Genomic DNA, 19,160 nt, shown 5'->3' with positions numbered 1-19,160 from the left:
GATATATTATAACAAAAATTTAATCCCTTGTCAATGCTTTTTAAAAATTTATACCCGGTTTTCATAAAATAGCGGGAGCAGCCCGAAAAGCTTCGGAACACTCCCGCAAATGTCAGCGATCATAGGGGTTTTAAGGCAATACCGCACAACTATTGTGTGCAGATTGCGTCGTCAGATTTTTCGTCAGATTGCCTAAAGCCGACGACGCTTAACTCGCGTTAAGCTAGGAGGTTTTGGGTGATATGACGGAAAATTGTTTTGGCTTCGCAAAAACGCAAGCAAGATGTGCACAAAGCCGCTAGGCGGTAGTTGTGCGGTGTTGCCTTAAGCGTCTTTTCTGCTCTCGGCAGGCGCGATGTAGTCGAAATCTACGTTGCCGCTGCTGACGTCCGCGGCGGTAACTCTTATCTTTATGCGCTTGCCGACGGTAAACTGCTCGCCGCCGCCCTCGCGCTTTATCGAGAATTTTTCATCGTAGTAATAATCCTGCCAGGGCAGCGAATCCATCTTTACAAGACCCTCGCAGCTGTTGTCGAGCAGCACATACATACCGTGCGGCACGCAGGATACCACAACGCCCTCGTACACCTCGCCCAGCTTTGATTTCATAAACTCGGCCTTGTAGCAGTCCTCGCAGCCGCGCTCGGTCTGCATAGCTATTATCTCGGTCTCGGTAGCGTGGTCGGCCGCGGCGTATGCGAATTTAGAGTATCTCTCGCGGCACTTAGCGTCGCTGCCGCCCGCCAGAAAATCGCTCATTATGCGGTGAATGGCAAGGTCGGGATAGCGGCGGATAGGCGAGGTAAAGTGCGCGTAGTCCGCGAGCACAAGTCCGAAGTGACCCACCGGCTCGGCGGAATATTTCGCCTTAGCCATACTGCGCAGCACCAGATTATTCACCACGGGGAATTTGTCAGTTCCGCGAACGCCCTCGAGTATCTGAGAAAGGGTGCGGGGGTTTACGCCCTCGTCGAAATTATAAGGTATATTCAGCTCGGTAAGACCCATTTTCAGCGTTTCTACGCGCTCGGCAGGCGGGTCTTCGTGTATGCGGTATACGAAAGGCAGACCGTTTTCGCTGCCGAATTTCGCCGCGCACTCGTTGGCGCAGAGCATGAAGTCCTCTATTATCTCCTGACTGATACCGCTCTCGTGCGGCTTTACGTCAACGCAGTAGTCCTCGTCGTTGATAATCAGCTCGCTTTCCACGGTGCTGATCTGCGGTGCGCCGCGGTATATCTTCTTGCCGCGCAGCTTTTGCGCAAGCTCGTTCATCACGGGGATAACGTCCAGCACCTCGGCGTACTTTTCGCAGAGCGCCTTGGAATTGTAGCCCTCTAGCAGCTCGTTTATCTCGCTGTAAACGCCTTTAACGCGCGAGCGTATCACCGTCTTGGCGAACTTGTAGCTGACGATATTGGCGTCGCGGTCAAGCTCCATCAGCGCGGAGAATGCCAGTCTGTCCTCCTGCGGGTTTAGCGAGCAGATGCCGTTTGAAAGCTCTTTCGGCAGCATGGGTATAACGCGGTTGGCGTAATAAACGCTCGTTCCGCGCTTGAAAGCTTCGTTATCCAGCTCGCTCTTCGGCTTTACATAGTGCGAAACGTCGGCTATGTGCACGCCCAGCTTGTAGCCGCTCTCGGTCTTTTCTACCGAGATAGCGTCGTCTATATCCTTAGTAGCCGCGCCGTCTATCGTGAAGATAGGCAGACCGCGCAGGTCGAGCCTATGCGGAAGCTCGGCGGAAACGCTGCGCTGGTCGGACACTGCCTTAGCCTCCGCGATCACCTCCGGCGGGAATATCGGCGTCAAGCCGTTCAGCTCGAGCACGCTCATCGCGCAGACCGAAGCTTTCAGCGAGCTGCCGAAGCTTGCGATTATGCGGCACTTATGGTCGGCGTGGCTTCTGCCCCTATGGCAGACCTCAGCCAGCACCTTGTCGCCCTCGCGCAGCTTAAAATCGCCCGCGTCCTCTATCTTCATCGCGTACTTCGAGAGGGTATCGGGCACAAGTTTCAGCTCGCCGAATTCGTTCACGATATTGCCCGTAAAGCGCGAGAAATTCTCCTCGGTTATCTCTACCACTTTGCCCTCTATCAGGTCGTTTCTGCCGACGTAGGTCTGCACGAGCACTTTGTCGCCGGGCATAGCGCCGTTCAAATATCTGCCCGCCACGAAATACTCCTTATCGTCGGCGTCAGAGCGCACGAAGCCGAAGGTCTTTTTCAGCCGCGAAACGGTGCAGGGTATAAGATTTTTCTTTGAAACTATGGCGTAGCCGGGGTTGGAATACACCACCTTATTTTGTCTTTCAAGCGCGCCGAGAGCGCGGTCTAGGTCGCCCTTGCGCATATATTTTTTCAGCGGGCGGTACAGATCGTCGAAGCTTTTTGCCGAACCGCCGAATTTTTTGAGCTGCTCCAGCACTTTCTTTTCATACTCGTTTTTTTCGTTCTTCATTTTTTTACCTCTTTTCCTAACCATCAGCGCAGCACCCTGCCGCGCCTTTTTTCATACTTATTTAATACCTTATCATATCAGCCTTACGCCGATTTTACGCAAAAAATATGCCCTGCGCTCGCAGGGCTTTGGGGTCACTTTGTAAATGAGATCGCGATGTTTGTCGCTATGGTGATGATAAAGATAAGCGCAGCGGCTATCTTTGTGAACTTTGAGAGCTTGGCGTCTTTCGTTCTGCCCTTATTTCCCTCGTAGAAGGATTCGTTGTAGCCGCCGCCGATAGCGGAGGTCAGACCCTGCTCTTTGCTTTCCTGCACCAGAACAACGAGGATAATAACGATGCTTGCGAGGATAAGAATTACGCCTGCAACTATCTCAAGTGTACTCATTTCTAAATTTCACACCTTTCCCTTATCGCAAAAACGCGGTTATTGGTCAATATATCATTTTATATTATACCACACTTCCCCGCGCATTGCAATAGGCATTTTCACGAATTCTGAACTTTTTATACTTTATTAACAATTCATTTCTTACAAAAATTACTTCTTGTCAGTTTTTTCGCGGTGGGGGATATTTTTCAGCTTGTACTTGACGTACTGCGGCAGGTCGCGGTAGCGTTTCAGGTGGTTCTGTATGCTGTCGGAAGAGCGGAAGATAAGGGTGAACCTGCCTTTTTCTTTCTTATCCTCTTTGTATACGCGTATCTCTTTTTTCAGCTCATCAAGAAGAACTATTATCTCGTTTTCCTTAGCGAAATCGTGAATGTTTATCAGATTTTTCAGCGATATACCGAGGTCTACCGCGAATATTCCGAAGAAGAAGCCTACCACGAATGAGAACGCGAGGTTTTCAGAGAGCCATTGCAGGGCTTCGAGGATATAGGGGTTTATCAGGAAATAGTACACCGCACTGAGTATCATCCAGTAAAAAGAATACAGCGGGCAGATTATACCTTTTACATTAAACCGGTTCTCGGTGTAATCCCAAAGCTTTATCTTCATTTTCACTATGAATATCAGACCTGTAAAATACTCCACCACGGTGATGCAGACCGCCATTATGAAGAAAAGCACAAGCTTTCTGCCCACGTCGTTTTGTATAGGCACATATTTTTCCAGCGAAGCCAGCAAGTAGAGTATCATAAGGCTGAAGCCGTAAAGCGGCAGGTACGGGCCGGTGAGAAATCCGGGGTTTATCCAGCGGCGCTCTTTATTGGTGGGGTCGAAGTATCGGCGGTAAAAAAGCTCTATCGCCCAGCCGATAAGGCTTCCCGACATAAACAGAAAAGCGAGTATCAGAAATAAATTCATCTTATTCTTCTCCTAATCTTTCGTCACATCTTTTGTTTGCGCAAGTTATCAAATGTTATATATTATTATACAATGTTTCGACAAAAAAAGCAATAGGACAATCTTACCCAAACGCTTAAATTACGATTTTTTTACAGCATTACAGCCCTATGGCGGGGATATTCCTCAGCACGCCGAAAATCATCAGCGCTATCAAAGCTATAAGCACCAAATGATCCAGCGCACGGCTGTTTGCCTCCAGCCAGTCGGGGGCGAAGATGAGCTTTATCACGGCGAGCGCGCCCATTATCGGCAGTAGTATGAACAGCGCCTGATTATAGGCGAAAGCGGCGGCGAAATCGAGCTCGGCGGCGCTCAGCAGCATATGCGTTATCCCGCAGCCGGGGCAGCGCAGACCCGTCACCGTCTGAAAAAAGCAGGGCAGCGAAAGCCCTGTGAGCCGCACAAAAATATAATACCCGCCAAGCACTGCGGCGCATACGGCAAGCTTTTTCGCGAAGCGCGCGCGCCTTTCGCGCTTTATCTCAGCATTTTTCGCCAAGTGCCCTTACCTCCGTAAAAAGTCGATAAAAAAGCCGCTCGCTGTAAAAAGTGAGCGGCAGATCTTTTATTCAAATGCTAAGGCTCAAAAACCGCTGTTGATCTTATTGATCTCATTCTGGCAGAGGCAGTAAGAAACTATGCCCAAGCTGAAAACTGCGAGCAGCAGGTAGATGATAGCGTTGCTGGTAGAGCCCTTGCCCGTTCTCATATTATAGTCGTCGATTATCGCGCCGCGCTTGTACATCCAGTAAAAACCGTAGATGCCGCAGGTGATTATCGTGTAAAGCAGAGCCATACCGCCCGAAGTAGGCGCGGGGTCGTTGGAAATCCTATTGGTATCCTCAGTAAGGGTGAAGAACCAGTACAGGGTGTAGATACCGAAGGTGATGATGGAGAACAATATGCAAAGCGCTATATTTCTCTCCTTAAAAGTGCCCGCAAAGGAGTTTCCGCCGAAGCCGAACTGCTGGGGTGCACCGTAAGGGGGAGGGTTCATGCCGCCATTCATATTCTGGTCCATATTCATACCGCCGCCCTGCTGAGGGTCGTCAAGGGGAGCGCCGCACTGCGAGCAGAATTTTACTCCGTCGCGATTATTTGCTCCGCAAGATCTGCAAAACATATTATCAATTCCTTTCAAATGTAAATTTATTCATATATCGAGTACTTCACTATTATGATTATAACATAACATTTTTTCTATGTCAATATATTTTTAACAAACTTTGCGGATTTTTTTGATAAATAAATTATCCTTGACTTGAAAACGTTTTTGTACTATAATGTAAGTTAAGCAAATAATTCTATCCAAGGAGATATATATTATGGTAAATGCAGCAGTGATCCTCGCGGGAGGACAGGGCAAAAGAATGAAATCAGATAAGCCGAAGGTGCTTTGCAGCGTACTGGGCGAGCCTATGCTCGAATGGGTGATAACCGCCTGCGAAAACGCTGAGATAGCTAACGTATGCGTAGTAAAGGGCTACCGCGGCGAAATGCTTGACGAGTACATATCCGCACGCAGCTCGCGCTCTGAGATAGTTACGGTACTGCAGGCTGAGCAGCTGGGCACCGGCCACGCGGTAATGCAGGCTGAGGACTTCTTAAAGCAGTACATGGACGGCAATATACTGGTGCTGAACGGCGACGCGCCTTTCATCGACGCCGAAACTATAAACAGCGCTTTGGCGCAGCACATCGAGAACGACAGCGCAGTTACGGTAGTCACCGCGCGCATAGAGAACCCTACCGGCTACGGAAGAGTTATCCGCACCGATACGGGCATTGCGGGCATAGTGGAGCATAAGGACTGCGAGCCTTACCAGCTAGCCATAACCGAAGTAAACTCGGGCTGCTACTGGTTCAAGACCGCCGAGCTGCTCGAAGTTTTGGGCGAGATAGGCAACGACAACGCACAGGGCGAGTATTACCTCACCGACTGCATAGAGCTGCTGATAGCAAAGGGCAGGACTGCTGACGCGTATATGTCGCACAACCCGAACGTGGTGCTTGGCGCGAACGACCGCCGCGCTCTGCTGGAGCTGAACAACGCCGCGCGCGCTGAGATAATCGGCAAACATCTGGATAACGGCATAGAGTTCTGCTGCACCGACGGCGTATCCGTAGGCAACAACGTCACCATCGGGCAGGGCACTATAATCCACTCGGGCGTAATACTGCGCGGAAATACCGAGATAGGCGAAAACTGCGTTATAGGCTGCAACTGCATAATTGAGAACACCAAAGTCGGCAGCAACGTGAACCTCAATAACGTGCAGGCTTACGAGTCGGTGATAGAGGACGACGTGAAGATAGGGCCTTTTGTACAGCTTCGCCCCAACAGCCACATCAAGCGCGGCGTGAAGATAGGCGATTTTGTAGAGATAAAGAACTCCACTATAGGCGAATACACGGCGGTAGCGCACCTGACCTACATCGGCGACTCGGACGTTGGCGCTAACGTAAACTTCGGCTGCGGCGTAGTTACTGTAAATTACAACGGCGATAAGAAATTCCGCACCGTAATAGAGGACAACGCATTCATCGGCTGCAACACCAACCTCGTCGCTCCCGTAAGGGTCGGCAAGGGCGCGTACACCGCGGCAGGCTCTACCATTACCAAAGACATTCCCGACAACGCGCTTGCGATAGAGCGCGGCAAGGCGCAGATAAAAGAGGGCTACGCCGAGCGCAAGCTGAAACACCACACCGAGAAGTACGAGAAGCTCAAGAAAGAGCACGAGTCGGAAGAAAGCGGCAACTGATACGCAAAATTAAATAAGTACGCAAAGCTCTTTTCGGCAAACGCTGAGAAGAGCTTTTTTGCGCTCCCATCAGTGCAGATGGGGCACAGTCAATAAAGTTATTTTGCACTCATGGCGCAAACCCTTGATTTTGCTGGGTGTTTACATGAGTGCACGACCTTTTTCCGTGCACGCATGATGGTAAAATCTCTCTCCATGAGTGCACGAGGTCTTACCGTGCACTCTTGAAAACTACCAGTAAATACAGGGGTTTCGTACATGAGTGCAAAATAAGAAAATTGTGCTTAGGGGTGTGCAAACTTGCCGTCACCCTCTCCTGCAAATCACCTTGAAAAAGCGCAGACCGTTCACAAGCCCTGCGCACGCCGCCGCAAGCAGTATCTCCATATATCTCACCCCCTGCCCTATGCTCTATACTATTCCGCGTCGACGGGATATGACAAAACAGCGCAAAAAAGCCGCCCCGCGCTTTCTGCGGAACGGCTGTAAATGCAAATGCGTATTTAGTAATTAGTAGCCAATGCTCTTTCTCATGGCGGCTATGCGGTCGTCTACGCCCTCTATCGTGTTCTTTACTATGCTCGAAGTGCCCGCTACGAATATGCGCGCGCCTGCGTCGTACATCAGCTTAGAGTTTTCGTTCGACATATTGCCGTCGGCTATTATCGTTATATCCTCTCTGCCTATCTCTTTGAGGTGGGCTTTCATCTTCTTCACCTTTTCGATGACGGAGGGGATTATCTTCTGACCTGCGAAGCCGGGGTTTACGCTGAGCAGCAGTACGCCGTCGAGGTAATCGTATATCTCCTCTATCATGAAGATAGGCGTGCCGGGGTTTAGCGCTACGCAAGCCTTTGCGCCGCGGCTCTTTATATACTGCATACACTTGTCGATATGCTTTGTAGACTCCCAGTGTACCGATACCCAGTCGCCCTCGCGAATATCGAACCACTTCATCTTCTCCTCAGGCTCTTCTACCATGAAGTGGAAGTCGAACGGGCAGGAGCTTATCTCTCTCAGCTGCTTTACATAGTCTACGCCAATGGTGATATTCGGCACGAAAGTACCGTCCATAACGTCGATATGCAGCATATCAACGCCGCTGCGCTTGAAAGCTTCGAGGTAATCCATAGTAAGGTCTAGCCTTACGCACATCATTGATACCGAAATGATGCCCTTATCGTTATTCTGCATATTTTTATCCTTTCTTACTTAGCCTTGCTTTCGCCATCGGGCAGACCCATTATCAGTCTGTCGATAACTCTGTCAGTAGCTTTTCCGTCGGTATATGTGAAATTCTTTGCAATAAATGCGTCCATCTTGTGGAAGTCGTAATCTTTATTCTTCATAGCTTCGAGCAGCTCGTCGAAGTCGGAAACTATCTTGCCCGGCACGAGCTGGTCATACGGCTCGTAGAAATCGCGGGTAAACTCGTAATATCTGCGGTCGAAAGCGAAGAAAAGCATAGGCTTTCTCAGCAGCGATGTTTCGTAGATTATCGAAGAATAGTCGGTTATCAGCACGTCGATGATGAAGAGTATATCGTTTACCTCGCGGTAATCGGTAGCGTCGAGTATGCGGTCTTTGTACTTCGCGGGTATCTCCACGCGCTTGCTTACAAATGGGTGCAGCTTTATTATCAGCACCGAGCCGGTCTGCTCTAGGAACTCTCCCCAGCGCTCGAGGTCGAATTTATCGAACGGGAAATAAGCGTCGGTGGCGTTAGTGCCGCGGAAGGTAGGCGCATAGAGGTAGACCGTGCTAGCCGTTTTGCACTGCGGGAACTCGTTCAGCATCTTCTCGCGCGTAGTCTTTTTATACTCCTCGTCGAAGAAAATATCCGTGCGGGGTATGCCCACGGGGTAAAACTTGCTCTCGTCTATCGCGAAGCCCTCGGCGTGGTGCTTTGCCGAATGGTACGAGCTTACGGGAACGTGCGTATAGCACTTATGCACGCGCGTATTGAACGGCGGCGCGCCCGGCTTGCCCAGTCGCTCAAATCCCAGCGATTTGAAAGCTCCGCAGGCGTGCCATACTTGTAGTATCTTAGTGGTCTTAGGGTAATCCACCTTGTATATCTCGGGGTAGTAATCGTCTATCAAGATAATATCCGAAGTAGCGAGGTAGTAGGCGAAGCGCACCATCTTCCACGCGGGGCGGGACTGATTTATGCTGGCTTTGAAGTCGAAGCGGAACTTGTATTTTTTATCCAAGCCCCTCTCAAGCATTCTCTTGTAGATAAATTCCTCATTGCCGCCTATCTCCGCGCGCGAGCCGGAAGCGAAGAGGATGATATCGCCGTTTCGCTTAGCCGTCTTGCAGAAAAATTTGAAGAGGTGTGTAAATCCCCAAAGGTTCAGCGCGTTCAGGTCTTTTTTCATATTGCTGACCTTGCCGCCCCAGTACTTTTTCTGCCTGCCGATAAATCCGAGCGGTTTTGAAGGCTCTTTGTATTCTACCATCAGGTAATACTCGGCGGTGTCCATATCTATGCGCGATTCGGCGTAGAAAAGGTTGTTCGCGCCGCGCCGCAGCTTAAAATTCCAGGGGTTCGCCTCAGTATCCGTGCACATACCGTCCAGCTCGGGGTCGATGTAGCAGGAAAGCTCGCGGGTGAGCGCTTTTTTCGCGGTGGTATTGCCCTTTTCGTCGTAGGTCATTTTGTACACCACGCCGCTGCGCTTTACCGTTTCGCTCGTCTTAGTAGGCTTGTAGCCCATCTCCTTGCGGTGGTCTTTGTACTTCTCGAATATCACGAGGAAATACTCGCCCGTGGCTATCGGTGCTTCGCCCTTAGAGCACATTATGTTCATCGAAAGTGTGAACCTGTCGCCATCAATGTCGAAATGCGCGGGGTAAAACATCTTCTTTCTGTCGGCGGTGACGAAACGTGCACCGTACTGCTTGGCGGGGTCGGCGTTTACCAGCCTGCCGCCGATGTTCATTATCACGCGCTTGAACTCTATCTTGTCGAGCACCGCGAATGCCGCATTTTTCTTCGTTTGTTTCTCTATCGCTCTTCTTCTGTCCTCAATTTCTTCTATCTCTGTAACTTTATAAAAATTGAAGCTTTCCATGATATTACTTTTTACTCTTCCTTTTTCTTTTCCTTTTTCAGCAAGTTTATCAGTTTTTCAATCAGTCCATAGTGAACATTACTTTCAGCGTGAACTGCTTAGGATCTCTTACCGTGTCGAAAGCCTTGTCCTTATCAGCCATATCGAACGTGTGGGTGATAAGCCCCTTGAGGTTCAGCTTTCCGCTCTCGAATATCTCGAGCGCCTGCGCCCAGTCGTTTACGCGGCTGTTGTAGTTAGAGTTCCAAGAGCCGCATACCGTAAGCTGCTTGCGCAGTATAGACCAGTAGGCGTTTTTCTCTATATGAAGGTCTTCGGTCGGGTTGCCTATTAGCACTACTCTGCTAAGCGCGCCCGCCGCCTTTATAGCGTTCTCGATAGCCGCGTTAGAGCCTACCGCCTCGAAAACTACGTCTGCGCCCTCGCTGCCCGTTATGCGCTTTACGCCTTCGGCGATGGCTTCCTCAGATGTATTGATAGTCTCAAAGCCCAGGTCGCGCGCATAGTCCAGCTTGTTTTGGCTTCTGCCGCAGATAATGACCTTGCCCTCGCCGACCTTTGCCTTTACGAAAGAGCCGATGAGGAATGCGATAGTGCCCGTGCCGACTACCACCGCGTTCATGCCCTCAGCCGCCTGCGAGATGTTCACTGCGTGCAGCGATACCGCGGCAGGTTCGCAGAGCGCGGCTTCCTCGTAAGAAAGCGTGTCTGCAAAAGGCACTAAGTTCCATGTTGGCACTACGAGATATTCGGCAAATGCGCCGTCCTGACGCGAGCCGAAATAGCTGTATCCCGAGCACTGCGCCCACTCTTCCATACCGCAGGCTTTGCAGGTGCGGCAGGGCAGCATCGGGAATACGCAGCTTCTTCTGCCGAGCAGGGCTTCGTCTGCTCCGTCGCCCACGGCTACTATCTGTCCCGAAAATTCGTGGCCCGGCACTGTCGGGAAATGGTATGTGCCGTTTACAAATATTCTGGGTATATCGCTTGAGCATATGCCGCAGGCTTTTATTTTCAGCAGCACAGTGCCCTCTTTCAGCTCGGGCACGTCTATCTCCTCGTACCGCAGATCTCCCACGCCGTGAAGCACGAGAGCTTTCATCTTTTCAGGAATGTCGATAAGACTTTTCATTTCAGATTTCCTTTCTAAAAACTGAACTTTTGTATAAATTTATGCTTTTTCACCCATCAGCGTTCTTACCATAAGCAAGTCGCTGTCGGTAGTTATCTTGAAGTTTATGGCGTCGCCCTCTATGATGTATATGGGCTGGCCGTTCATGGTGCATATCTGCGAAGTTCCCGTTATCTTCTCCTTCTGCTCGGGAGTAAGGTTCTCCTGCATTTTGATGAAGTGGTGCAGGCGAAAGCTGTCTGGGGCTTGTCCGCAGAAAAGCTCGCTGCGGGCGGGTATGTCGTCTACCACGCCGCCCTTTACCGAATGCAGTATAGTGTCCGCGCAGGGCAGACCGCATACGCAGGCGCCGTACTTAGCCGCGCAGTCGATAGAGTCGTTAAGTATCTTTTCAGTAACGAAAGGCCTTACGGCGTCGTGGATAACTATAACGTCCTCCTCGCCTATACCGTTGTCGCGCTCTATCGCGTCGGTAACGCAGCGTATAGAGTCCATGCGCTCTTTTCCGCCCGCTATTATGCGAACCTTTTCGGGGTGGCTCGCGTGCTCGGCGGCAGCCTTTTTCAGATATTCGATGTAGTCCTCGCGGCAGGCGATGTAGATAAGGTCGAACCTTTCCACTTTCAGCATATTGTTCAGCGTGTGTATTATCACAGGTGCGCCGCCTATCTCTATAAACTGCTTCGGCACGTCTGAGCTTTTAACTCTTGTGCCGCTTCCCCCTGCGAGCATTGCTCCGTATATCATCTTCAAATTACCTCTTTACTATTTTTATATATCGTCTATTTTTATTTTCTTGTTTTTCTTGACAAAGGCGTTGCGCGCCGCCACCGAGTACCTTACGCAGCGGCATGAGATTATTTTCCTCATGCGCTTGTTCTGCCTCTCGCTCTCGGCAAGCCCGTTCTCGGCGGCTGCCAGTTTGCTTTCCAGCTCGGCTATGCGCCTGCTCTGCTCCTCCGTCAGCTTTTTTTCCGCCGCCAGCTTTTTGCTCAGGTCGGCGCTCTTTTTCTTCTCTTCGCCGAGCTTTGCCGAGCGCTTCTCCAGCTTCGCGATGGTATGTATATGCCCGCGCGTGACGTACAGCCAGCGATCCATGCAGTTTTTCATGGTGTCATGCCGCCAGTTTATGAGCTGCTCCTGCGTGTAAGCCGTCTTTGCAAGCTCCTCAGCTGTGCCGTGGATATCCTTGTACTTTTCGGCAAAGTCCGTAACGGTCTTTATCAGGCGCTCTCTGCACTCCAAATGCTTTTCGGAGTTCGCGGGCGGATCAGTAATATCGTAATCGTATTCGCCCGATATATACTCCTCGCGCGAGCAGTTGTGCAGCCAATCGTAATACGGCTCAAAGCGTATATCCGCCCCCGCCTTTTCGTTATTCAGCGTGAGCACCGGCACACCCATAGCGAGGCAAGGCAGCGCGCAGTGCAGGCGGCGTGTTACAACGCACTTAGCGTTCTGATAAACAGTCAGCAGGTCGGTTACGTTTTTCACGCGCTCTTCCCATGTCGCATCGCTGTTGCGGTAGTCTTTATAATGCGTTATCTCGCGCAGCTCTATACCCGTGCCTTCGAGCAGCTTTCGCGTGTGCTCTGCGGCGGCTTTGCTGACGTCTACGCAGCAAACGTACTCACGTTCAGGCTTTACTATCGGCATTTTCGGCAGCGTAAGGGTTATGCAGCCTGAGAAATACGCGTCTATGCCCAGCTCTTTGAAAGTTCTCTCGGTGTATGTGTCGCGGCAGCCTATCGGCGAGTAAGCGTCGAAATGCTCTTTGCCGATACCTGTAAGAAACTCAGTCTTTACTGGCGAGCCGTCCTGCTGCGCCAGCTCGTTGTCAGTATAGTGCATACCGACGTACAGCGGCATGATGTATTTTGAGGGCGGCCAGTTCCACTTGTGCCACATATACCACGCGCTCATCACCACCGCGGCAGGCTCGCCGTCTTCGGTAACGAAGCTGTCAAGGCGCTCGCGGTCGAGAAAATATGTCAGCTCGGGCAGCAGCCGCGCCGCCGCGAATGTCTGTATATCGTCGCCGATATTCTGCGTATGCTTGTGCACCATAACGCCAAACTTCATATCAGAAATGTCCCCTTCTTTTTTGTTCTGTTTGTTGCCGTTTATCTTATTTTTTTTACTATTATACTTTTATCTTTTTGTCTTTCGGCATGAAAGCGTTTCGCGCCTTTATAGCCAGCTTTACGCTGCGGCAGCCCAGTATCTTTTTGCTTCTTTCGCTTTCCGCCTTGTACTGCATGAGCTTATCGTGCTCGTTTTCGTGAGTCTTTTTGAAAGCGCGCAGCTCTTTAAGCTCTTTCTCCTCAGCCACTGTTATGTCGAACCAGCGGTTCATGCAGTCGCGCATGGTGTCGCAGCGCCATTTATACAGCTCCTCGGCGGTGTACGAGGTCTTTTTGTACTGCTCGGGGCTGCCCTCCTCGTCCTTGTACTTCGCCACGAAATCGTCTATCGACTTTATCATAGCGTTGCGCACCTCGAGGTATGCGGGGTCGTTAGCGGGCGGGTCAGCGAAATTGTAATCGAATTTTCCCGCGAGAAATTCTTTGTAGCTGCAATTCGCTATCCAGTCGTAATATGGGTCAAATCTGCCCGATACGGGGCGCTTGTGGCGGTTGGTAACGAATACAGGCACTTCCATAGCAAGGCACGGCAGCGCGCAGTGCAGGCGGCGGGTAACTACGCATTTAGCGTTCTGGTAGATGGTCAGCAGCTCTTTTACAGCCGCCTCGCGCTCCTCCCAAGTAGCATTGCTGTTGCGGTAGTCTTTATAATGAGTAGTTTCCACTATGTCGATGCCCGTGCCCTTCATTCGCTCTTTCAGCGCGGCGAGAATGTCCTTAGGCAGGTCGGCGGCGCAGATGTATTCGCGCTCGGGCTTCTTTATCTCCATCTTAGGCAGCGTAAGGGTTATGCAGCCCGAGAAAAAAGCGTCGAGCCCTATCGACTTGAATTTATTGTAGGTGTACATATCGCGGCAGCCCACGGGGCCGTTTTTATTCATATACTCCGCTCCGCAGCCTGTCAGAAATTCGGTCTGCACAGGGCTTCCCGTCTGCTCCGAAGCCTGATGGTCGGAAAAATGTATGCCGGTAAGCAGCGGCACAACGTAGTCAGAGGGCGGCCAGTTCCACTTTTTCCACATATACCACGCGCTCATGACCACTGCGGCGGGCTTTTTATCGGGCGTTTCAAAAATATCGAGGCACTCTCTGTCGATAAAATAATCTACGCTCGGCAGGTGGCACTTAGCCGCGAATGTCTGAATATCATCGCCGATATTCTGCGTAGTCTTGTGCATTATCACACCAAATTTCATAGCTTAAAAATTCCTCCGAAAATCATATTTTTACTTTATATCGTTATCATTATTATCCGTTATATAGCCGATTATCCGCTCGGCGCTCCTGCCGTCGCAGGCGCCCATAAAGCGTTCGCGGAAGCGGCGCACCTCGGCGGTATCGCAGCCCTGCTCCAGCGCCCTCGCCACGCTCTCGGCAAGCTCAGCTTCGGTCTTTACAATATCCCCCGGCAGGAAATCGCGGTCGTATTTGTAGTAAAATCCGCGGTAATCGTAAAATTCGTCAAGGTCGTAGGCGTAAAACACCATAGGTCTTTCAAAGAGTGAATATTCAAATATCAGCGAGGAGTAATCGGTGATGCAGACGTCTGAAACGCAAAGCAGCTCCTCTATCTTCATATCATGCGAAACATCGAAAGCGAAGCCGCAGCAGCTTTCGGGTATCGCGGTCTTAGTATTTACAAAACCATGCTGTTTTATCAGCAGCACACATTCGCCCCAGCGCCGCGCCATTTTTTCTATGTCGAACATTTTCGGCGGCTTAGCGTTATCGGCGTCGCCGCGGTATGTCGGCGCATAGAGAACTGTCTTTTTGCCGCGCGCCGCAGGGCAGACTTCGTAAAGCCGCTCGTAAGCGTTTCGGCGGTTATTTTCGTCGAAAAACCAATCCGTCCGCGCAACGCCGACAGCCTTTACGCATGAGGGCGGCGTGAAGCCGAAAGCTTCTTCAAAGTGGGGTATACATTCCTCACTGCTTACGGTAACGAGGGTATAATTCGTATGCGCGGGGTATTTATCCAGCTCTTCGGGGTCTTGACCGAAAGAAAGCCCCGCTATAGAGTAGCCCCATTTTTTGAAAGCCCCGCAGCTATGCCAAGTCTGTATCAGCTTAGTGCCGCGCCGCAGGCGAAATGCGCCGAAGAGGTTGCAGGTATCGTCCACCAAAACAGTTTCCGCCCTAGGCAGCTGAGTGCAAAGGCGCAGGTAGCGCACGAGGTAAGAAAGCCCGCCGCTGTTATTATGGATATAAAACACCTCGGTCGGCACGCCGCGTTCATTCAGCCCGTCATATATCGCGCGGTAGCTATCGGTAAGAAAGCCGTGGCGCACCTCGCAGAAAAGCACCAGCCCCTCCTCGCGCTTACGCAAGCAGCAGGCGTGGTAGACCGCGGGGTATACTATTTTAAATGCGGCGAATTTGCAAAGCCGCTTAAAAGCGTTTTTAATTCCTGACATTGAAACCTCTGTTAAAATAAGGCACAGCGTATGGGCAGACCCGTATCATGCCTATAAATATACCTTATCATTATAACATACGCCGCGGAAAATGTCAACGGGTGCGGGGCAGATATGCGCCCAAATTGCGGGATATATTTATACATTTTTAGGGAGATACATATTTACTTCAAAATTCTTTAACAGGTATTGAAACAGCCCGGCCCTTGCCAACCCCAAATTTCTATGCTATACTATAAAATAGCTATATGATTTAGCCCACCAAATTCTCGATAGGACAGATAAAATGAAAAGATCAGTAATTGGCATAATCGCCCACGTCGATTCGGGCAAGACTACCCTCTCTGAGGCTATGCTCTTTCACGCGGGCGAAATACGCAGGCTGGGGCGCGTAGACCACGGCGACGCTTTCCTCGATACCGATGTGATCGAAAAAAAGCGCGGCATCACCGTGTTCTCAAAGCCCGCCGAATTTAGATATAACGATACCTGCTTCACCCTGCTCGATACCCCCGGACACGTCGATTTTTCGGCGGAGACCGAGCGCGCTTTGCAGGTGCTGGACCTCGCCGTGCTCGTTATAAGCGGCACTGACGGCGTGCAGAGCCATACCCAGACACTATGGCGGCTGCTGCGCAGATACAGCGTGCCGACCTTCGTTTTCGTCAATAAAATGGATCTCGACGGCGCGGATAAAAGCTTCGTTATGCAGAGCTTAGAAAACCGCCTCGGCTCGGGCTTCGTAGATCTTTGCCGACCCGCCGATGAGGTCGCCGAAGACTGCGCCGTTTACGATGAAAACGCCATGAACGAATTTCTCGAAAGCGGCGATGTGCAGACCCAAACGCTCGCCGCCGCAGTTGCACAGAGAAATATTTTCCCATGCTTCTTCGGTTCGGCACTGCGCTCGCAGGGCGTGGAAAAGCTGATGAACGCTCTCGCCGACCTCGCCCCATGCGCGGACGATACGCAGGCTGCCGCTGACTTCGGCGCAAAGGTCTACAAGATCTCGGACGACGGCGGCGCTAGGCTGACTTTCATGAAGATAACGAGCGGCACTCTAAAAATACGCAGTCTGCTGAATTACGCCGCCGAGGGCGAAAACTTTTCCGAAAAAGTCAGCAGGATACGCATTTACTCTGGCGCGAAATTCCGCTCTGCCGACGCTGCCGAAGCGGGCGCTGTCTGCGCGGTGGAGGGGCTTACTCACACTTTCGCGGGGCAGGGCTTGGGCTGCGAACCTGACTCCGCCGCGCCGCTGCTCGAGCCTGTGCTCACTTACCGTGCCGAGCCGCAGGAGAATATCGACGCGCACACACTGCTCTCCTACTTCCGCCTGCTGGAAAATGAAGACCCTCAGCTGCACGTTGACTGGAACGAACAGCTCGGCGAGATACACGTCAGCATAATGGGTGAAGTGCAGCTCGAAATACTGAAAAATATCCTAAAGCGCCGCTTTGACGTCGACGTAGATTTCTGCGAGGGCAGCATCGCTTACAAGGAAACGCTTGCACAGGAGGTCTACGGCTACGGACATTACGAACCGCTGCGCCATTACGCCGAAGTACACCTGCGGCTCGAACCCCTCGAGCGTGGGGCGGGGCTGCGGTTTGCGAGCGAGTGCAGCGAGGACGATCTCGATAGAAACTGGCAGCGGCTGATACTCACCCACCTGCGCGAGAAAAAATACATCGGCGCGCTGACAGGCTCGCCCATCACGGATATGAAGATAACGCTGGTATCGGGCAGGGCGCACCTAAAGCACACTGAGGGCGGCGATTTTCGCCAAGCCACATACCGCGCGGTGCGGCAGGGTCTGCGAAGCGGCGAGGGCGTGCTTCTCGAGCCGTACTACAGCTTCACGCTGGAAGTTCCGCAGCAGAACATCGGCCGTGCGATAACGGATATACAGAACATGGGCGGCGAATTTGCCCCGCCCGAAACGCTCGGCGAAACGGCGGTGCTCAAAGGCAGCGCGCCTGTTTCGGAAATGCGCGGCTACCAGCAGCAGGTGGTGGGCTACACTAAAGGGCTGGGCAGGCTGATATGTATGCCCGACGGCTACCGCGAATGTCACAACGCCGCCGAGGTCATCGCCGCTTGCGGTTACGAAGCGGACAGCGACCTTGAAAACACTGCTGATTCCGTATTCTGCTCGCACGGGGCGGGTTACAGCGTGAAATGGGACGAGGTGGAAGAGCACGTTCACATACCGCCCGAGGGCAGGCGTGTAAGGACTGCCGAACCTCAGCCGCAGAGCCGCGCCGAAGATTTCGTCCGCCGCGCCGCGAGCGATAAAGAGCTGATGGAGATATTCGAGCGCACATACGGCAAGATAGACCGCGAAAAGCGCTACGCCATGCGCACGCCGAAGAAGCAGGAGCGCGTGTCATCGAAACCGCAGCATATCTATAAAGGTAAGGAATACCTGCTGGTAGACGGCTACAACATGATATTCGCGTGGGAAGAGCTGAAAAAAGCGGCGGCGCAGAGCCTAGACCTCGCGCGCAGTATGCTGGTCAACAGGCTTTGCAATTATCAGGGGTACAAGCAGTGCGAGCTGATACTGGTGTTCGACGCCTACAAGGTGCACGAGGCGGAGCGCGTGGTGGAAAACTACCACAACATCAGCATAGTCTACACCAAAGAGGCAGAAACGGCTGACACATACATCGAGAAAACGGCGCACAGGCTCAGCCGCGAGCACAAAGTGCGCGTGGCGACATCAGACGGCATGGAGCAGGTGATAATCATGGGCGGCGGCGCATTCAGAATGTCGGCGCAGGAGCTGCACGAGGACGTAGAGCGCACCGAGCGCGAGATACGGGAATTCATCGCGAAGATGAAGTAAAGCAGATAAAACCACGGGCTGAGGGAAATCGCTCCTCAGCCCGTATTTTGCGTTATTTTTCTCTCGCCCTAATGCAAAAATCGCAGTACTCGCCGCCGCCCGCAAGAGTCTGCGTGCGCTCGAACGAGAATTTGTCGAGGTTGCCGTACATATGCTCGTCGCTCTCGCAAAAACCCGCTTTCAGCTCGGGGCAGCCCAGCTCCTCCATATATCGGCAGTAGGGGCAGCTCAGAATGTCAAAGTGCGCCTCGCGCTTATTGAAAACGCCGAAACGGTTCTTAAAGCCAGCCTCCTCGCCAAAGCCTTTCGCCGCCATTTTCTTCATGGCGGGCAGGAAGATATTCGCGACCCCCGGCAGGTTCACCGCTTTGTTGATGAACTCGCCCGACTTCCTGCTGTACGCCATAGCCGCGGTGTGCACCCAGCCGAAAGCCTGCTCGGGGTAATATTTCATCACCGTTTTGTAAAGCGCCGCCCGCTCGCAGCACTGCTTCCAATGCACCAGCGCGACCTTGCCGAGGTCGGGGTGAAGCGCGAGCATTTTGTAATACTCGTCGTTCGCCCGCCGCTGTATCTGCTCAGCGCTGCCGCCCGCCGCCGAAATATTCTCAAACACCGAGCTGTACGAAGCGCTTTTTATGTAGATATTTTTCCTGCCCATGATGTGCTCCTTCCGTGAGTTAGCTTTAGCTAACTCGGCTGTTAAAAATATGCCGCGCGGTGTGCACGGCGGTGATATTTAGTGAAGTATAGTGTAAACAAATCTGCCCATGTTTTCGCCGTTGCAGAACGAAAGATAAGAGATCAGCGCGAAAAACAGCGCGCCTGCGGCTATTTTTATATGGCTAGGCTTACTGAGCCACTCTATGAAACTTTTCATGTTTATACTCCTCCCGAGAATTGCATATTGCATTGCTTTTTATCTATTATATCACTTGCCAAACTGCTTGTCAATACGGCGC

Annotated in this window: 16 protein-coding genes; 2 read left to right on the top strand and 14 right to left on the bottom strand. The window is 51.8% G+C overall.

Features of this window, described 5'->3' with window-relative positions:
• Positions 1-324: 324 nt before the first annotated feature.
• The 5 genes from rnr to LI114_RS05585 form a co-directional block, all read right to left on the bottom strand.
• Positions 325-2,460, bottom strand: a complete 2,136-nt coding sequence (rnr, locus tag LI114_RS05605) for a ribonuclease R (protein WP_227219823.1) — start codon at positions 2,458-2,460, stop codon at positions 325-327.
• Positions 2,461-2,594: 134 nt separating this feature from the next.
• Positions 2,595-2,849, bottom strand: coding sequence for a preprotein translocase subunit SecG (gene secG, locus LI114_RS05600; protein ID WP_022127481.1), 255 nt, complete (start codon positions 2,847-2,849; stop codon positions 2,595-2,597).
• 153 nt (positions 2,850-3,002) lie between these two features.
• Positions 3,003-3,773, bottom strand: coding sequence for a putative ABC transporter permease (locus LI114_RS05595; RefSeq protein ID WP_227219822.1), 771 nt, complete (start codon positions 3,771-3,773; stop codon positions 3,003-3,005).
• A gap of 139 nt (positions 3,774-3,912) precedes the next feature.
• Positions 3,913-4,314, bottom strand: a complete 402-nt coding sequence (locus tag LI114_RS05590) for a DUF2752 domain-containing protein (protein WP_227219821.1) — start codon at positions 4,312-4,314, stop codon at positions 3,913-3,915.
• Positions 4,315-4,398: 84 nt separating this feature from the next.
• Positions 4,399-4,938 carry a DUF4234 domain-containing protein gene (locus tag LI114_RS05585; RefSeq protein WP_227219820.1) on the bottom strand — a complete coding sequence of 180 codons (540 nt, stop codon included), beginning with the start codon at positions 4,936-4,938 and terminating at the stop codon, positions 4,399-4,401.
• 202 nt (positions 4,939-5,140) lie between these two features.
• Here LI114_RS05585 and glmU point away from each other — a divergent pair, with 202 nt between their 5' ends.
• Complete coding sequence (gene glmU, locus LI114_RS05580) at positions 5,141-6,580, top strand: bifunctional UDP-N-acetylglucosamine diphosphorylase/glucosamine-1-phosphate N-acetyltransferase GlmU (RefSeq protein WP_227219819.1); 1,440 nt, start codon at positions 5,141-5,143, stop codon at positions 6,578-6,580.
• 510 nt (positions 6,581-7,090) lie between these two features.
• Here glmU and LI114_RS05575 read toward each other — a convergent pair.
• The 7 genes from LI114_RS05575 to LI114_RS05545 form a co-directional block, all read right to left on the bottom strand.
• The gene (locus LI114_RS05575) at positions 7,091-7,774 is read right to left on the bottom strand and encodes a ribulose-phosphate 3-epimerase (protein ID WP_022127477.1); all 684 of its coding nucleotides are present in this window, start codon (positions 7,772-7,774) and stop codon (positions 7,091-7,093) included.
• 14 nt (positions 7,775-7,788) lie between these two features.
• Entirely contained in the window at positions 7,789-9,657 is a 1,869-nt protein-coding gene (locus LI114_RS05570; RefSeq protein WP_227219818.1) for a CDP-glycerol glycerophosphotransferase family protein, read from the bottom strand.
• A 61-nt stretch (positions 9,658-9,718) separates the two neighbouring features.
• Entirely contained in the window at positions 9,719-10,789 is a 1,071-nt protein-coding gene (locus LI114_RS05565) for a galactitol-1-phosphate 5-dehydrogenase (RefSeq protein ID WP_227219817.1), read from the bottom strand.
• A 39-nt stretch (positions 10,790-10,828) separates the two neighbouring features.
• Positions 10,829-11,536 (bottom strand): IspD/TarI family cytidylyltransferase, encoded by a 708-nt coding sequence (locus tag LI114_RS05560; RefSeq protein WP_227219816.1) that lies wholly within the window; start codon positions 11,534-11,536, stop codon positions 10,829-10,831.
• Positions 11,537-11,560: 24 nt separating this feature from the next.
• The gene (locus tag LI114_RS05555; protein ID WP_227219815.1) at positions 11,561-12,871 is read right to left on the bottom strand and encodes a polysaccharide pyruvyl transferase family protein; all 1,311 of its coding nucleotides are present in this window, start codon (positions 12,869-12,871) and stop codon (positions 11,561-11,563) included.
• A 61-nt stretch (positions 12,872-12,932) separates the two neighbouring features.
• The gene (locus LI114_RS05550) at positions 12,933-14,129 is read right to left on the bottom strand and encodes a polysaccharide pyruvyl transferase family protein (RefSeq protein WP_227219814.1); all 1,197 of its coding nucleotides are present in this window, start codon (positions 14,127-14,129) and stop codon (positions 12,933-12,935) included.
• Between the two features lie 30 nt (positions 14,130-14,159).
• Positions 14,160-15,347, bottom strand: coding sequence for a CDP-glycerol glycerophosphotransferase family protein (locus LI114_RS05545; protein WP_227219813.1), 1,188 nt, complete (start codon positions 15,345-15,347; stop codon positions 14,160-14,162).
• 286 nt (positions 15,348-15,633) lie between these two features.
• On the opposite strand from LI114_RS05545, the gene LI114_RS05540 reads away from it, so the two are divergent.
• Positions 15,634-18,198, top strand: coding sequence for a translation factor GTPase family protein (locus tag LI114_RS05540; protein ID WP_227219812.1), 2,565 nt, complete (start codon positions 15,634-15,636; stop codon positions 18,196-18,198).
• 52 nt (positions 18,199-18,250) lie between these two features.
• Here the strand turns inward: LI114_RS05540 and LI114_RS05535 are convergent, their stop codons facing one another.
• Positions 18,251-18,859, bottom strand: coding sequence for an L-2-amino-thiazoline-4-carboxylic acid hydrolase (locus tag LI114_RS05535; protein WP_227219811.1), 609 nt, complete (start codon positions 18,857-18,859; stop codon positions 18,251-18,253).
• 78 nt (positions 18,860-18,937) lie between these two features.
• Positions 18,938-19,078 carry a hypothetical protein gene (locus LI114_RS05530; protein WP_227219810.1) on the bottom strand — a complete coding sequence of 47 codons (141 nt, stop codon included), beginning with the start codon at positions 19,076-19,078 and terminating at the stop codon, positions 18,938-18,940.
• Between the last annotated feature and the right edge of the window lie 82 nt (positions 19,079-19,160).

Origin of the sequence: Ruminococcus sp. 210702-SL.1.03 (assembly GCF_020559915.1) — a bacterium.
GTDB lineage: Bacteria > Bacillota > Clostridia > Oscillospirales > Ruminococcaceae > YE71.
This window is presented reverse-complemented; position numbering and strand designations above follow the sequence as displayed.

What these genes read in the sequence shown, in the direction of transcription:
- rnr (WP_227219823.1), bottom strand. Translation starts at nt 2,460, where the DNA reads ATGAAGAACGAAAAAAACGAGTATGAAAAGAAAGTGCTGGAGCAGCTC.
- secG (WP_022127481.1), bottom strand. Translation starts at nt 2,849, where the DNA reads ATGAGTACACTTGAGATAGTTGCAGGCGTAATTCTTATCCTCGCAAGC.
- LI114_RS05595 (WP_227219822.1), bottom strand. Translation starts at nt 3,773, where the DNA reads ATGAATTTATTTCTGATACTCGCTTTTCTGTTTATGTCGGGAAGCCTT.
- LI114_RS05585 (WP_227219820.1), bottom strand. Translation starts at nt 4,938, where the DNA reads ATGTTTTGCAGATCTTGCGGAGCAAATAATCGCGACGGAGTAAAATTC.
- glmU (WP_227219819.1), top strand. Translation starts at nt 5,141, where the DNA reads ATGGTAAATGCAGCAGTGATCCTCGCGGGAGGACAGGGCAAAAGAATG.
- LI114_RS05575 (WP_022127477.1), bottom strand. Translation starts at nt 7,774, where the DNA reads ATGCAGAATAACGATAAGGGCATCATTTCGGTATCAATGATGTGCGTA.
- LI114_RS05570 (WP_227219818.1), bottom strand. Translation starts at nt 9,657, where the DNA reads ATGGAAAGCTTCAATTTTTATAAAGTTACAGAGATAGAAGAAATTGAG.
- LI114_RS05565 (WP_227219817.1), bottom strand. Translation starts at nt 10,789, where the DNA reads ATGAAAAGTCTTATCGACATTCCTGAAAAGATGAAAGCTCTCGTGCTT.
- LI114_RS05560 (WP_227219816.1), bottom strand. Translation starts at nt 11,536, where the DNA reads ATGATATACGGAGCAATGCTCGCAGGGGGAAGCGGCACAAGAGTTAAA.
- LI114_RS05555 (WP_227219815.1), bottom strand. Translation starts at nt 12,871, where the DNA reads ATGAAGTTTGGCGTTATGGTGCACAAGCATACGCAGAATATCGGCGAC.
- LI114_RS05550 (WP_227219814.1), bottom strand. Translation starts at nt 14,129, where the DNA reads ATGAAATTTGGTGTGATAATGCACAAGACTACGCAGAATATCGGCGAT.
- LI114_RS05545 (WP_227219813.1), bottom strand. Translation starts at nt 15,347, where the DNA reads ATGTCAGGAATTAAAAACGCTTTTAAGCGGCTTTGCAAATTCGCCGCA.
- LI114_RS05540 (WP_227219812.1), top strand. Translation starts at nt 15,634, where the DNA reads ATGAAAAGATCAGTAATTGGCATAATCGCCCACGTCGATTCGGGCAAG.
- LI114_RS05535 (WP_227219811.1), bottom strand. Translation starts at nt 18,859, where the DNA reads ATGGGCAGGAAAAATATCTACATAAAAAGCGCTTCGTACAGCTCGGTG.
- LI114_RS05530 (WP_227219810.1), bottom strand. Translation starts at nt 19,078, where the DNA reads ATGAAAAGTTTCATAGAGTGGCTCAGTAAGCCTAGCCATATAAAAATA.